This is a genomic window from Rhodopseudomonas telluris, from assembly GCF_042432815.1.
In the GTDB taxonomy this organism is placed as follows: Bacteria; Pseudomonadota; Alphaproteobacteria; order Rhizobiales; family Xanthobacteraceae; genus Rhodopseudomonas; species Rhodopseudomonas telluris.
Window position 1 is genome coordinate 285,050 of sequence record NZ_JBHLWM010000001.1, and the last position, 13,660, is coordinate 298,709.

11 protein-coding genes are annotated in these 13,660 nt (G+C 66.7%); 1 reads left to right on the forward strand and 10 read right to left on the reverse strand.

Annotated features, from left to right (window positions below; translation table 11 throughout):
* Positions 1–94: 94 nt before the first annotated feature.
* The 7 genes from ACFFJ6_RS01305 to ACFFJ6_RS01335 form a co-directional block, all read right to left on the reverse strand.
* The gene (locus ACFFJ6_RS01305; RefSeq protein WP_378383549.1) at positions 95–1,009 is read right to left on the reverse strand and encodes an amidohydrolase family protein; all 915 of its coding nucleotides are present in this window, start codon (positions 1,007–1,009) and stop codon (positions 95–97) included.
* Between the two features lie 271 nt (positions 1,010–1,280).
* The gene (locus ACFFJ6_RS01310; protein WP_378383551.1) at positions 1,281–2,210 is read right to left on the reverse strand and encodes a DUF1932 domain-containing protein; all 930 of its coding nucleotides are present in this window, start codon (positions 2,208–2,210) and stop codon (positions 1,281–1,283) included.
* Positions 2,210–2,905, reverse strand: a complete 696-nt coding sequence (gene ligK / locus ACFFJ6_RS01315) for a 4-carboxy-4-hydroxy-2-oxoadipate aldolase/oxaloacetate decarboxylase (protein WP_378383553.1) — start codon at positions 2,903–2,905, stop codon at positions 2,210–2,212. Before ligK ends, ACFFJ6_RS01310 begins: the two co-directional genes overlap by 1 nt.
* Positions 2,906–2,907: 2 nt before the next feature.
* The gene (locus ACFFJ6_RS01320; protein WP_378383555.1) at positions 2,908–3,936 is read right to left on the reverse strand and encodes an amidohydrolase family protein; all 1,029 of its coding nucleotides are present in this window, start codon (positions 3,934–3,936) and stop codon (positions 2,908–2,910) included.
* A gap of 199 nt (positions 3,937–4,135) precedes the next feature.
* Positions 4,136–5,266 carry a 4-oxalomesaconate tautomerase gene (locus tag ACFFJ6_RS01325; RefSeq protein WP_378383557.1) on the reverse strand — a complete coding sequence of 377 codons (1,131 nt, stop codon included), beginning with the start codon at positions 5,264–5,266 and terminating at the stop codon, positions 4,136–4,138.
* 139 nt (positions 5,267–5,405) lie between these two features.
* Entirely contained in the window at positions 5,406–6,308 is a 903-nt protein-coding gene (locus ACFFJ6_RS01330) for a LysR substrate-binding domain-containing protein (RefSeq protein ID WP_378383559.1), read from the reverse strand.
* Between the two features lie 25 nt (positions 6,309–6,333).
* Positions 6,334–7,320 (reverse strand): Bug family tripartite tricarboxylate transporter substrate binding protein, encoded by a 987-nt coding sequence (locus ACFFJ6_RS01335; RefSeq protein ID WP_378383561.1) that lies wholly within the window; start codon positions 7,318–7,320, stop codon positions 6,334–6,336.
* Positions 7,321–7,517: 197 nt separating this feature from the next.
* On the opposite strand from ACFFJ6_RS01335, the gene ACFFJ6_RS01340 reads away from it, so the two are divergent.
* The gene (locus ACFFJ6_RS01340; protein WP_378383563.1) at positions 7,518–8,684 is read left to right on the forward strand and encodes an NADH:flavin oxidoreductase/NADH oxidase; all 1,167 of its coding nucleotides are present in this window, start codon (positions 7,518–7,520) and stop codon (positions 8,682–8,684) included.
* 245 nt (positions 8,685–8,929) lie between these two features.
* Here the strand turns inward: ACFFJ6_RS01340 and ACFFJ6_RS01345 are convergent, their stop codons facing one another.
* The 3 genes from ACFFJ6_RS01345 to ACFFJ6_RS01355 form a co-directional block, all read right to left on the reverse strand.
* Positions 8,930–9,304 carry a hypothetical protein gene (locus tag ACFFJ6_RS01345; RefSeq protein ID WP_378383565.1) on the reverse strand — a complete coding sequence of 125 codons (375 nt, stop codon included), beginning with the start codon at positions 9,302–9,304 and terminating at the stop codon, positions 8,930–8,932.
* A 175-nt stretch (positions 9,305–9,479) separates the two neighbouring features.
* Positions 9,480–11,447, reverse strand: coding sequence for a methyl-accepting chemotaxis protein (locus ACFFJ6_RS01350; RefSeq protein WP_378383567.1), 1,968 nt, complete (start codon positions 11,445–11,447; stop codon positions 9,480–9,482).
* Between the two features lie 312 nt (positions 11,448–11,759).
* Positions 11,760–13,418, reverse strand: a complete 1,659-nt coding sequence (locus ACFFJ6_RS01355; protein ID WP_378383569.1) for an FAD-binding dehydrogenase — start codon at positions 13,416–13,418, stop codon at positions 11,760–11,762.
* Positions 13,419–13,660 lie beyond the last annotated feature (242 nt).

Sequence of the window (13,660 nt, forward strand, 5' to 3'; positions counted from 1 at the left end):
CCCTCATCCGACCGGCTTCGCTGTGCGAACCCGGTCGACCTCTCCCCGCACGCGGGGAGAGGTGAGGTCCGTGCGCGTTGCCGGAGCAGTCGGATCATTTCTCCTCCGGCCAATACAACCGCATCGGGTTATCGACCAGTAGTTTGCGTTGAAGTTCCGGCGTGGTCGCGATGTGGGGGATGAAGTCGACCAGCAGGCCGTCGTCGGGCATGTGGTCCTTCAGGTTCGGGTGCGGCCAGTCGGTTCCCCACAGCACGCGGTCCGGGAACGTCTCGACGATGCGGCGGGCGAACGGGATCACGTCGCGATAGGCGTTTTGCTCGCCGTTCAGCGCCGGCGGGCCGGACACCGACAGCCGCTCCGGGCAGCTCACCTTCGACCAGACGTTGCTGTGCTCGCGCATGAATTTGACGAACAGCTCGAATTCCGGGCCGTCGACCGGCTTGGTGACGTCCGGGCGCCCCATATGATCGACCACCACGGTGGTCGGCAGCGCGGTGAAGAAGTCCCACAGCTCGGGCAGGTCGACCGCCTCGAAGTAGATCACCACGTGCCAGCCGAGCTTATTGATGCGCTCGGCGATCTCGACCAGTTCGTCCTTCGGGGTGAAATCGACCAGCCGCTTGACGAAGTTGAACCGCACACCGCGCACGCCCGCATCATGCATCGCCTGCAGCTCGGCATCGCTGACGCTGCGGCGCACCGTCGCGACGCCGCGCGCCTTGCCGCCGGAGTTCACAAGTGCATCGACCATGGCACGGTTGTCGGCGCCGTGGCAGGTCGCCTGCACCACGACATTGCGGGAAAAGCCCAAATGATCGCGCAGCGCGTAGAGTTGCTGCTTCGACGCATCGCACGGCGTGTACTTGCGCTCCGGCGCAAACGGAAACTCGTCGCCAGGGCCGAACACGTGGCAATGCGCATCCACCGCGCCCGCCGGCACCTTGAAGGTCGGCTTCGAGGGGCCTTGGTACCAGTCCAGCCAGCCGGGGGTCTTTTCGAAGGTCATTCTTGTTACTCGTCCAAGTCAGCGCCGGGTCAAGGCGCTCGTTGAAGTCATCGTATTTGTCTCGCCTCGTCCGCTCCCCTCCCCCTTGCGGGGAGGGGTCGGGGGTGGGGGTGCCACAAGCACTGCGACTCGTGGACCCCCACCCCGGCCTCCGCTTCGCTCGGCCGACCCTCTCCGCAAGGGGGAGGGGAAGCCACGAGCGCCGCGGCCAAATAGTGCGACCGCAGAGCGGCCAATTAGTCCTGCCGCCAAGCCGCCAGTTACTTCGGCGTTAGGTTTTCGTCTCGTCCTTCACCTTCGCCAAGATCCGATCCGCCTCCGTCCGCCAGTCGGCGCTGCGCGCGAAGCCCTTGTCGCCGCGTTTTCCGAACAGGCCTTCATCGGCGAGATCCGCCACCCAAGCCTGGCGCTCGGCGGTGCCTTGCGCCGACCACGGCGTCAGCCCGGCGTCGCGCACGGTCTCGGCGACTTCGCGGACTTCTTCGGCGCGGCGGCGGCCGTGTTCGATGACGCGCTGGAAGAAGTACGCGCCCTGCTTCTCCCAATCGATTTGCGGAAACGTCTCCTGTAGCGAGGCGATCACCGCGTCCTCGACGCCGTAGGCGCGGGCGGTGGTGAAGCTCTCGATCACCATCGCCTCCAGCCCCTTGATCATGATGCTGCGACACATCTTGGTGGCGGAGGCGACGCCGAGCTTGTCGCTGGCCGGCTTGGCGGCAAAGCCGAGCGTATTGATCAGCGGCGCCAGTTCGGCCGCGTGCCGGCCACCGAGCAGCAGCGGCACCTTGATCCGATACGGCGGCACCGAGGTCATCACCGCGCCTTCGACATAGCGGCCGTGTTCGCCGTCGATCAATGCCGCGGCGCGCTGCTTGGCACCGGGCGACGCCGAGTTGAAGTCGAGAAACCAGGTGCCCTGGTTCAGCGCAGCCGCGCAGGCCTCGGCGACCGCGACGGTCTGGCTCGCCGTCACGGCGGAGATCAGGAAGTCGCTGCGCGCCGCCAGATTGGCGTGCGACGAGGTCAGCGTCACGCCGTGGCGAGTTGCGTGCTCGCGCAGCGGTCCGCCGCGGTCGTCGTTCAGCTTGACGTCATAGGCCGCGACCTTGACGCCCTGCGCGCGCAGATCCTCGGCGAGAATCTTGCCGACCTCGCCGTAACCAACGATCCCGACCAGCCACTGTTTCGGATCGCTGCTCATCAATCGATGTACTTCAAGCCAGCTTTCTCGAGCGGCTCGCGCATCTTGTACATGTCGAGGCCGAGCACGCCTGACGCCAGCTTGGCGCGCTTGTCGGCCTCGTTGGCCTCGCGGGCTTCAGCCGCATCGGCCGCCATCTGCGCCACCGCGGCCGGCACGATCACCACTCCGTCGTCATCGGCGATCACCACGTCGCCGGGCGTAACATGCGCGCCGGCGGCGACCACCGGAATGTTGACCGAGCCGAGCGTCGCCTTGACGGTGCCCTTGGCGTGGATCGCCTTGGACCACACCGGAAACTTCATCTCCGTGAGATCGCGCACGTCGCGCACGCCGGCGTCGATGATCAGGCCGAGCGCGCCGCGGGCGCGGAAGCTGGTCGCCAGAAGATCGCCGAAGAAGCCGTCGGTCGAATCCGCCGTGCAGGCCGCGACCACGACGTCGCCGGGCTGCAGCTGCTCGGCGACGACATGCATCATCCAGTTGTCGCCGGGCTGCAGCAGCACGGTGACGGCGGTGCCGCAGATATGCGCGCCCGGATAGATCGGCCGCATATACGGCGCCATCAGGCCGACGCGGCCCATCGCCTCGTGCACGGTGGCGACGCCGAAGCGCGACAGCTTCGTGGTCGCCGCCTTGTCGGCGCGGCTGATGTTGCGCTTGACGATACCGAGATCGTTCATCCGTACAGTCATGATTACTTGCCCTTCGCCTTGAGCGCCGCATCGAGCCGCGGATAAACGCGGCGGGCGTTGCCCTCGTAGATCTGCTGCTTCTCGGCCGGTGTCAGGATGGTCGACGCCTCGATGTAGCGCTTGGTGTCGTCATAGTAGAAGCCTGTCCGCGGATCGATGCCGCGCACCGCGCCGATCATCTCCGAGGCGAACAGCACGTTGTCGACCGGGATCACGGTGTTCAACAGGTCGATGCCCGGCTGGTGATACACGCAGGTGTCGAAGAAGATGTTGTTGAGGACGTGGTCTTCGAGCAGCGGCTTCTTCATCTCCTGCGCCAGACCACGGAAGCGGCCCCAGTGATACGGCACCGCGCCGCCGCCGTGCGGAATGACGAATTTCAGCTCCGGGAAATCCTTGAACAGATCGCCGGCGACGCATTGCATGAAAGCGGTGGTGTCGGCGTTGAGATAATGCGCGCCGGTGGTGTGGAAGCAGGCGTTGCAGCTGGTCGAGACGTGGATCATCGCCGGGATCTGCAGCTCGACCATCTTTTCGTAGATCGGATACCACTGCCGGTCGGTCAGCGGCGGCGAGGTCCAGTGGCCGCCCGATGGATCGGGATTGAGGTTGATGGCGACGAAGCCGTACTCCTTGACGCACTTCTCCAGCTCGGGGATGCAGGTCTTTGGGTCGACACCCGGCGACTGCGGCAGCATCGCGGCGCCGATGAAATTGTCCGGGAACAGCTGCGAGACGCGGTAGCACAGCTCGTTGCAGATCGCCGCCCAGGTCGACGACACGTTGAAGTCGCCGATGTGGTGCGCCATGAACGAGGCGCGCGGCGAGAACACCGTGAGGTCGCTGCCGCGCTCCTGCATCTTCTTGAGCTGGTTCTCGATGATCGAGGCGCGCAGCTCGTCGTCTGAGATTTTCAGCTCGGACACTTTCGGCATCACGGACGGATCCTTGATGCCGGCGATCTGCCGGTTACGCCAATCCTCCAGCGCCTTCGGCGCGGTGGTGTAGTGGCCGTGAATGTCGATGATCATCGGGTATCCCTGCACATAGAGCTTTCTTCACCCTCCCCTGGAGGGGGAGGGTCGGCGTGTACAGCGCGAAGCGCGGTGCGCGCCGGGGTGGGGTGAGCCGCGAGCACGGTGGATGAACTCTTCGCCACCCCACCCCGCTCGCTGCGCGAGCGACCCTCCCCCTCCAGGGGAGGGTGCCCCTCGCAGTGGCGGCCAATTGTCATGCGCGCATACTTCCCGCCCGCCGCAACGCTGCATCGCCGGCTGCCTTGCCGCCCCACACCGCCGCCGGCACCATCGCTTCGCCGCGCATCAGCAGCCGCGCGGTGCGCAGCAGGGCGGCGCGGGTGACGTTCTGCGGGTTGGCCGGATCGACTTCGATCTCGACCGAGAATTCGCCGGTCGGGTGCTCGACCGAGATCTGCTTGACGGTGCCTTCCGGCACCACCGCGATGCCTTCGGTGACGCTGCCCTTCAGCACGCAGGCGGTCGCGACCGTGACGGCGGCGAGCACGCCGATCGCGTCGTGGCAGACGTGCGGGATGAAGCTGCGGGTCGAGATGCTGCCGCCGGCGCGCGGCGCCGCGATCAGCGTCATCTTCGGGTAGTTCTTCTTGGTGACGTCGCCGAGCTGCATGGCATGGCCGCAGGCGAGCCGCAGCGTCTCCAGCCGTGCCTTCAGCTCGGTATCGGCATTGAGCTGCTCGACGCTCTCGTAGCCGGTGCGGCCGACGGCTTCAGCCCTGAACATCACCAGCGGCATGCCGTTGTCGATGCAGGTGACCTCGACGCCATCGATGACGTCGCGGACGTTGCCGGTCGCCAGCAGGCTCGGCGCGACCGAGCCGGCGGTGTCGAGGAAGTTGATCTTGATCGGCGCCGAGGTGCCGGGCGCGCCGTCGATCCGCGCGTCGCCGTCGTAGGAGACGTGACCGCCCGGCGTCTGCACCGTGATGTCGCACTGCATGTCGGTGTTCAGCGTCAGCACGCGCAGCGTGGTGGTGTCGCCCTGCGGCTTGATCATGCCGGTCTCGAGCGCGAACGGCACTACGGCGGCCAGCATGTTGCCGCAGTTCGGCGTGGTATCGACCGTGTCCTTGTCGGGCTGGAGCTGCGCGAACAGGAAGTCGAGATCGACGCCGGGCTTCGATCCCTTGCACACGATGCCGACCTTGCTGGTGAGCGGATGCGCGCCGCCGAGTCCGTCGATCTGGCGGCGGTCGGGCGAGCCCATCACGGCAAGCAGCACCTTGTCGCGCGTCGCGATGTCCTGCGGCAGATCGGCAGCGTTGAAGAACGGGCCACGCGAAGTGCCGCCGCGCATGAACAGGCAGGGGATCGCGGTCTGCATCCGTTTCCTTCCCGGAATTTGTTCATTCTATCTTGGCCGCAGTGGGCCGCAGGCGCCACCGTGCCGTATCAATAACAGCTATCGGGTTAAGGCATGGCGACAGCATGACGCCATGCCTTTCCGGCAGATGAGCGTTGTGTCAGCCCGGCAGGCCGCGCGCCAGTTCGGTCAAGAGTCCCATCGTGTATTGCGCCAGCGGGGTCGGCCGCTTGGTGGCGGACACCGCGAGGCACAGTGCACTGGTGGCTTCGGGCGACACCAGTTTGCGCAGGCTGAGTTCGGCGCCGCGCGGCGAGGCGGCGACGCCGCTCGCGGTCAGCACCGCGTGGCCATAGCCGGCGCACACCAGCTCGATGATCGACGGCACGCTTGAGACTTCCCAGGCGATGTCGAGCTTGACGCCGGCGAGCGCCGCCTGGGTCTCGAGCAGCCGGCGCATCGCATGGACGCGCTCGGGCACGATCAGCGGATAGTCGGCCAGCTCCTTGAACGGCAGCGGCGGCGCCGCCCGGCCGCGTTGCGCGGGCGGCACGTAGCTGACGAGGCCGAGCGGCTCCTGCAGTAGCGGTGTGATCTCGATGCCGGACTGCGCGTCCGGATTGTACACAAGCCCCACGTCGGCACGGCCGGTGGTGACCCATTCGACGATGTGGCTCGACAGCCCCTCGACGATCGCCAGCCGCGCCGCGGGCAGTTCGCGCTTGAAGCGGTCGATCAGCGGCAGGGTCAATTGCCGGCCAATCGAGGGCGGCAACCCGATGGTGACGCGGCCGACCGGCGCGCCGCGGCTGGCGCCGAGATCCTCACGGGCATGCGCCACCATCTGCATGATGCCGACGCTGTGGTCGAACAGCCGTCGCCCCGCTTCCGTCAGCGCGACGCCGCGGCCGTTGCGCAGGAACAGTTGCTGATTGAGTTCGGTCTCCAGCCCGCGGACCTGCCGGCTCAGCGCCGGCTGGGCGATGTCCAGCATCATCGCCGCCTTGCTGAACGAGCCGAGCTCGGCGACCCGCATGAAGTATTCGAGCTGCTTCAGATTCATCGGGATGCCTCGGCCGTTCGGGCCGTCACTGTTTCTCAATCCCGGAGGCGTCGATCACGGCTTTCCATTTGTCGATGTCCGCCTTCAGCCGCGCCGCGAGTTGATCGGGTGTCGAGGCGCGCGCGTCGATGCCGAGCTCCAGCAATTGCTTCTTCAACGCCGGATCGGCGAGGATCTCCTGCAGCGCGCCGTTGAGCGTGCTGATCACCGCCGGCGGCGTGCCGGCCGGCGCGAACAGCGCGTTCCAGGATTCGATGCTGACTTCCAGTCCGTTTTCGCGCAGCGTCGGGATGTCGGGCGTGATCTTCGAGCGCAGCGGCCCGGAGGCGGCGAGGGCGCGGATCTTCTTGTCGACGAGGTTGCCCTTCAGCGCCGAATAGCTGTCAATCGCCACGTCGACATTGCCCTGCAGCAGCGACACCAGCACCTCGGGCGTGCCCCGATGCGGGATGGTGACGAAATCGATTCCAGCGGCGGTCCTGAACATGCCGGCCGCGAGATTCTGCGTGCTGCCGAGATTGATGGTGCCGACATTGTAGCGGCCCGGGTTCTGCTTCGCCGCCTTGATGAAATCTTCCATCGTCTTGAACGGCGCGTCGGCGCGGACCACGAACAGGAAGTCGAACACGCCGAGGCTCGAGACCGGCATGAAGTCTTTCACCGGATCGAACGGCAGCTTCTTGAACAGCGACACGCTGATCGCGGTGCCGTTGGACAGCAGCGCCAGCGTCGAGCCGTCGGGCTGCGACGAGATCACCGTGCGGGCCGCCGCAATGCCGCCGGCGCCGGGCTGGTTCTCGATGTAGAAGCGGTTGCCGAGCTTGGCGCCGAGCTTGTCGGCGACCAGCCGCGCGGTGACGTCGGCGACGCCGCCGGCCGCGAACGGCACCACGATCCGCACCGGCCGCGACGGATAGAGCCCCTGCGCCGCGGCGCGGCACAACGGCAGAAACGGAAGGGCGGCCGTCAGGGCGGCGAGGCGGAGCGTGCGGCGTCGGGTGATCAGGGACATCCTCCGACGATAGTCCAAAGCGGGCTGATTTCACAATGACTGCAAGCAATTGACCGAGGTCGGTAAACGCATGACGCGGCCGTGGCGCAGCCGTCCGGGCCCGCGGCATCGCGGCCCGGCGATTGACGCTGCGGCCGCCGCAGTGCAGATCCTGATGCCTATAAATTCGTCAGATCTTCAGAGCTGTGGAGTGTCCGATGTCGCAGCCGCCGCTGTTTCGCCCCTTCACCCTGCGGGGCATCACCGCCAAGAACCGCATCCTGATCTCGCCGATGTGCCAGTATTCGGCCGTCGACGGCATCGCCAGCGACTGGCACCTGGTCCATCTCGGCAAGTTCGCCCAGGGCGGCGCCGGCATCGTGATGGTGGAAGCGACCGCGGTGACGGCGAACGGCCGCATCACTCATGGCGACCTCGGACTGTGGCATGACGGGCAGATCAAGCCGCTGGAGCGGATCGCCGCATTCCTGCGCGATAACGGCGCGGTGCCGGCGATCCAGCTCGCGCACGCCGGCCGCAAGGCCAGCATGCAGCGGCCGTGGTACGGCAACGCCGCGCTGACCGCGGAGGATCGGGCACGCGGCGACCAGCCGTGGTCGATCGTCGCCCCGAGTCCGATCCCGATGGAAGAGGGCTGGCTGACGCCGCAGGAACTGTCCGAGGATGAGCTCGACCAACTGCTCGACGCCTGGCGCGCCGCGACGCTGCGCGCGGTCGAGGCCGGCTTCGAGATGCTCGAAGTGCACTGCGCCCACGGCTATCTGCTGCACTCGTTCCTGTCGCCGCTGTCCAACATGCGGACCGATCAGTATGGCGGCGACCGTGCCGGCCGGATGCGGTTTCCGCTGGAGGTGATCGAGACGGTGCGGGCGGCGTGGCCGGATACTTTGCCGTTGTCGGTCCGGATCTCGTCGGTGGACGGCGTCGAGGGCGGCATCGAGCTGGCCGATTCCGTCGTGTTCGCCCGTGAGGCCAAAGCACGCGGCGCCGACATCATCGACTGCTCGTCGGGCGGCCTGCTCGGCTCGGCGACGGCGAACCGGATTCCGCGCGGCTATGGCTTCCAGGTGCCGTTCGCCGAAACCATCCGCAAGGAAGCCGAGGTGCCGACCATCGCGGTCGGGCTGATCCTGCATCCGGATCAGGCGGAGGAAGTCGTGGAGCAGGGCCAGGCCGATCTGGTCGGGATCGGTCGCGAAGCGCTGTTCGATCCGAACTGGGCGCTGCACGCCCAGCTCGAACTCACCGAGGCCGACGATCAGGTGTTCGCCGATTGGCCCAAGCAATACGGCTGGTGGCTCGAACGCCGCGAACCTGGCCTGCGCAGGCTCGAAGGCTGGAAACTGCCGTATCGGCGGGCCTAGCCTTCGTCGTCATCGCTGGCGCCCGCTGGCAACGAGTGGCTCGTCTGGTTCCGTCACGCCCGGGACGAAGCCCGGCTATGACGAGTTGAGATGAGCACACCAAGCTCAGCGCGTAGCGGAAGCAATCGATACACGTCTCCCGATCTCCGTCATTGCGAGGAGCGAAGCGACGAAGCAATCCAGCCCCGGTGCACTGGGCTTCTGGATTGCTTCGTTTCGCTCGCAATGACGGGCGGTGAGACGCCTTACCAGCCGCAGCTGCCGCAGCGCGGGCGGACGGGGGCGTAGGTGGTATAGCCGGGCGACACCATCTCGACGCGTTCGCGGGTGGCGTATTGCGGCGGGACGCGTTCGTATTCGACGCCGCCGGGCGAGACCATCACGGTCTTCGGCACCATCACGGTCCGATATTCCGGCGGGGTCCGATGCGCGACGACGCGGCCCGGCGCGACCATCACGGTTTCCTGCACCGACTGATACTGCGGCGGCACATATTGCTGCTGATAGCAGGTCTGGCACGGCGGCGGTGCGTAGCAGCCATAACAGGCGGAGGCGGCGGTCGGCGCCACCACGGCGGCGGTCGCGGCGGAAACGATCAAAGCAATGGTGGTGCGTGACATGGTTGGCGTCCCTGTGGGCGTGATAATTCGGACGCGATCATTGGGTTCGCTGCTGAGCGCCGTCAACGATGAAGCAAAATCAACCTTTACGGAGATCATTAACGGCGGCTTGCGCCGCTGCGCAGCGCGTGCACAGCGGCGTTGGAGACTTGTTAGTGATCGCGCGTCGGGATGATCAGCCGGCGCGGACCGTACGCAGGAAACGTGCGACTTCGTCCTTCAGCCGGGTGCTGTCGTGCGACAGCGAATGCGCGGCCGTCAGCACCTGCGCGGAAGCCGAACCGGTTTCGCCGGCACCGCGCTGCACTTCGACGATGTTGACCGAGACCTGGTGAGCGCCCTCGGCGGCGTGGTGGACGTTGCGGGAGATCTCCTGCGTCGCCGCACCCTGTTCCTCGACGGCGGACGCGATGGTGGCGGCGATCTCCGACATCCGCGAGATCGTCGTGCCGATGCCGCGGATCGACGCCACCGACTGGTCCGTGGCGCTCTGAATGCTGCCGACCTGCTGGCTGATCTGCTCGGTCGCTTTCGCGGTCTGCTCGGCGAGGATCTTGACCTCGCTCGCCACCACGGCGAAGCCGCGCCCGGCGTCGCCGGCGCGTGCCGCCTCGATGGTCGCATTCAGCGCCAGCAGGTTGGTCTGCCCGGCGATGGTGTTGATCAGCTCGACCACGTCGCCGATCCGCGCTGCGGCCTCGGACAGATGGCTGACGCGTTCGTTGGTCTCCTGTGCCTGCGACACCGCCTCGGCGGCGATCCGCGCCGATTCCTGCACCTGCCGGCTGATCTCGTTGACCGAGGAGCTCATCTCTTCGGCCGCGGACGCCACCGACTGCACGTTGGTCGAGGCTTCCTCCGAGGCGGAGGCGACCAGCACGGTAAACTGCTGGGCGTGTTGCGCGGTGCTGGACAGCGTCGTCGCGGAGGCTTCGAGCTCGGTCGAGGCCGACGACACCGTCTCGACGATCTCGCCGACCGCGCCTTCGAACTGGTCGGCGAGCCGATGCATGTCACGCCGGCGCTGCTCGGCAGCGAGCCGGTCCTGCTCGGCCTTGGCCTCGGCCTCGGCGCGGGCCTTCTCCTGCGCCAGGATCTTGAACGACTCCACCGCCTGCGCCATGTCGCCGATCTCGTCGGTGCGATTGAGGCCGGGCAACACGACGTCGAAATTGCCGGCTCCGAGTTCCTTCAATCCGCCGGTCAGCCCCTTCAGCGGGTGCGATACCGAGCGTCCGATCAGCAGGCCGAGCGCGCTGACCGCGAGGATGATGAGCACGATCGCGATCTGCATCCGCTGGGTCGTCGTCTCGCGCGCGACGGCGGCGGCCGCCTGAGCCCGTTCTCCTGCCTGGCGGATGGTGGTGGCGACGCCGACGACCACCGGTTCGATGGCCCGGAAGCTTTTCACCATCGCGGCCTCGGCCTCGGTGATGGCGCGGGCGCTCTCGACCCAGGCCGCGAAATCGCGCTGATAGGCGTCGAACTTCTGGGTGAGCTCCGCCTTGGTGGCCGCACTCAGGTCCGACGCGGCAAGCTGGGTCGAGAACTGCGCGGCGCGCTGCTTCATGTCGTCGGCGTATTTGGGATTGCGCCGAAGCATGAAGTCCTTCTCGTGCCGGCGCATCATCAGCACCGTGGCGGTCAGTTTCGGCTCGTCGAGATTGCCGAGGGCGCTCTCGATGTCGCGGACCGATTTGCGCAGCCCCCCTTCGAGGCCGAGGTTTTCGGTCAGGCCGAGCCGTGTCTGCGCGGCAGCGAGCTGGCCGAAATATTCGTCATAGTCCCGGTAGCCGGCCTGGATCGTTTTCAGATTGCCGGCGAGGTCCTGCTGCCCTGCGGCTTCGGCATGCCGGATCATGTCGTCGATCAGGGCTTTGATCGTGTCCCCGATCTCCCGATACTGCGCGACATACTTCTCCTCCTTGCGGATCATGAAGTTCTTTTCGGCGCGGCGCTGCTCCAGCATCGCGATCTGCATCCGCATGTTGCGGTCGCCGAGCGAGCGGGCACGTTCGTCCTGCGTCAGGGCGGCTTGCTCGGTGGCATTTCCGATCATGTACAGCGCGCCGAGCGCGAGCACGCCGAGGATGCCGACGGCGGCGATCGAATTGATTTTATGACTGAGGCGGAGGCGGAGCATGATGGTTCCTGACGCTGACGGGGCGTTCGACTGCAATGAGCGGTAGTCCGCCCGCGCCGCGCGAGCGTTCGGTCCCGGATGAAAGTCCCGAGACCCTGGATCGACGAATGGTTCGAGTCCGAACATTAGCGGTCGTCGCTGACAGGGCAGTGAGCGACCGATGAAGTATGGATGAGTAGTCCGACATTGTTACTAATCTTGAATTAAATCGCGTGTCGCGCGTGCGCGCCCCGGTAATCATCCGCAGGTCGGGCGTATCGCGAAGCGTTTGCGATCGCAGCTAATCGTCGCTGCGAATGCTGGCGCGTGGTGTCAGGCCACCGCCTTTGCGGCTGCGCGTCCGGCGTTGCGGCCGGAGAACAGGCAGCCGCCGAGGAAGGTGCCTTCCAGCGAGCGGTAGCCGTGCATGCCGCCGCCGCCGAACCCGGCGGCTTCACCCGCCGCGTAGAGGCCGGGCATGATCGCGCCGCCGGTGCCGAACACGCGGCCATCGAGATCGGTCTCGAAGCCGCCGAGCGTCTTGCGGGTGAGGATGTTGAGCCGCACCGCGATCAGCGGGCCGTAGGCCGGGTCGAGGATCTTGTGCGGCTTGGCGGTGCGGATCAGCCGGTCGCCGATGTAGCGGCGCGCATTGTGGATGTTCATCACCTGCGCGTCCTTGACGAAGGCATTGTCGATCTCGCGGTCGCGCGCCTCGATCTGGCTGCGCAGGTCGTCGAGCCTCAGCAGGTTGTCGCCGCTGAGCGCGTTCATCGCCGCGACCAGATCCGGCAGATTGTCGCGCACAACGAAATCGGCGCCGTTCTGCTTGAACGCCTCGACCGGCGCCGGCGCGCCCTTGTTGGTGGCGCGGCGTGCGGTCATCAGCCAGCTCTTGCCGGTCAGGTCCGGATTCTGCTCCGAGCCCGACAGCGCGAATTCCTTCTTGATGATCGCCTGCGTCAGCACGAACCAGGAGTAATCGTATCCAGTCGCCATGATGGCGTGGAGCTGGCCGAGCGTGTCGGAGCCCGGGAACAGCGGCGCCGGCAGCCGCTTGCCGGTGGCGTCGAACCACATCGACGAGGGGCCGGGCAGGATGCGGATGCCATGGCGCGGCCAGATCGGCGCGAAGTTCTGCAGGCCCTCGACATAGTGCCACATCCGGTCGCGGTTGATCAGCCGCGCGCCGGCCGCCTCGGTGATGCCGAGCATGCGGCCATCGACGTGTTGGGGCACACCGGAGATCATCCGCCGGGGCGGCGTGCCGAGCCGCTGCGGCCAATTCTGCCGCACCAGCTCGTGATTACCGCCGATCCCGCCCGACGCCACGATCACGGCCTGCGCCCGCAGCGTGAAGTCGTCCACCACGGTGCGCGAACTGCTGGCGCCGCGCTCGGCTTGCGTCGGCTCGAGCACCGCGCCGCTGACGCCTTCGACCACGCCGTTCGTGACGATCAACGAATCGACGCGGTGGCGGAACTTGAAGGTCAGCCGGCCAGCGGCCAGCGCGGCGTAAGCGCGGTGCACGAACGGCTCGATCAGGCCCGGGCCAGTGCCCCAGGTGACGTGAAAGCGCGGCACCGAATTGCCGTGGCTCATTGCGTCGTAGCCGCCGCGCTCGGCCCAGCCGACCACCGGGAAGATGCGATGGCCCATCGCGCGCAGCCAGCTCCGCTTCTCGCCCGCTGCGAATGCCAGATAGGCTTCGGCCCAGCGCCGCGGCCACAGGTCTTCGTCGCGATCGAAGCCGGCGGCGCCGAGCCAGTCCTGCAGCGCCAGGTCGTAACTGTCGCGGATGCCGAGCCTGCGCTGCTCGGGCGAGTCGACCAGGAACAGACCGCCGAACGACCAGAACGCCTGGCCGCCGCAATTCTGTTCGCCTTCCTGATCAAGCACGATCACCTTGCGTCCGGCGTCGGCGATCTCGGTCGCAGCGACCAGACCGGCGAGTCCCGCGCCGATCACGATCACGTCCGCATCTGTGGTCATGAGCGTTCCCCTTCGGAACCGATTGAAGCGTGCGCGATGATCAGCGGTCAACGGCTTTCGCCGCTGCGATGTTTCAGTTTGGGACCTCGCGCGGCGACGGGTGCAGCCCGCCTGCAACACTCGATTTGAATTTAAGTCGAGCCATGGTTGCGATCTGGACAAACATCCGATCCGAAATCACGCTGACGATGTCCTGAATCAGCGACCCTGCATCACCGGGCTGTTCGGACATTGGAAGCGAA

Coding starts and splice junctions, on each gene's coding strand:
- ACFFJ6_RS01320 (WP_378383555.1), bottom strand. CDS start 3,936: ATGATCATCGACATTCACGGCCACTACACCACCGCGCCGAAGGCGCTG.
- ACFFJ6_RS01350 (WP_378383567.1), bottom strand. CDS start 11,447: ATGCTCCGCCTCCGCCTCAGTCATAAAATCAATTCGATCGCCGCCGTC.
- ACFFJ6_RS01305 (WP_378383549.1), bottom strand. CDS start 1,009: ATGACCTTCGAAAAGACCCCCGGCTGGCTGGACTGGTACCAAGGCCCC.
- ACFFJ6_RS01345 (WP_378383565.1), bottom strand. CDS start 9,304: ATGTCACGCACCACCATTGCTTTGATCGTTTCCGCCGCGACCGCCGCC.
- ACFFJ6_RS01355 (WP_378383569.1), bottom strand. CDS start 13,418: ATGACCACAGATGCGGACGTGATCGTGATCGGCGCGGGACTCGCCGGT.
- ACFFJ6_RS01340 (WP_378383563.1), top strand. CDS start 7,518: ATGTCGCAGCCGCCGCTGTTTCGCCCCTTCACCCTGCGGGGCATCACC.
- ACFFJ6_RS01310 (WP_378383551.1), bottom strand. CDS start 2,210: ATGAGCAGCGATCCGAAACAGTGGCTGGTCGGGATCGTTGGTTACGGC.
- ACFFJ6_RS01330 (WP_378383559.1), bottom strand. CDS start 6,308: ATGAATCTGAAGCAGCTCGAATACTTCATGCGGGTCGCCGAGCTCGGC.
- ligK (WP_378383553.1), bottom strand. CDS start 2,905: ATGACTGTACGGATGAACGATCTCGGTATCGTCAAGCGCAACATCAGC.
- ACFFJ6_RS01335 (WP_378383561.1), bottom strand. CDS start 7,320: ATGTCCCTGATCACCCGACGCCGCACGCTCCGCCTCGCCGCCCTGACG.
- ACFFJ6_RS01325 (WP_378383557.1), bottom strand. CDS start 5,266: ATGCAGACCGCGATCCCCTGCCTGTTCATGCGCGGCGGCACTTCGCGT.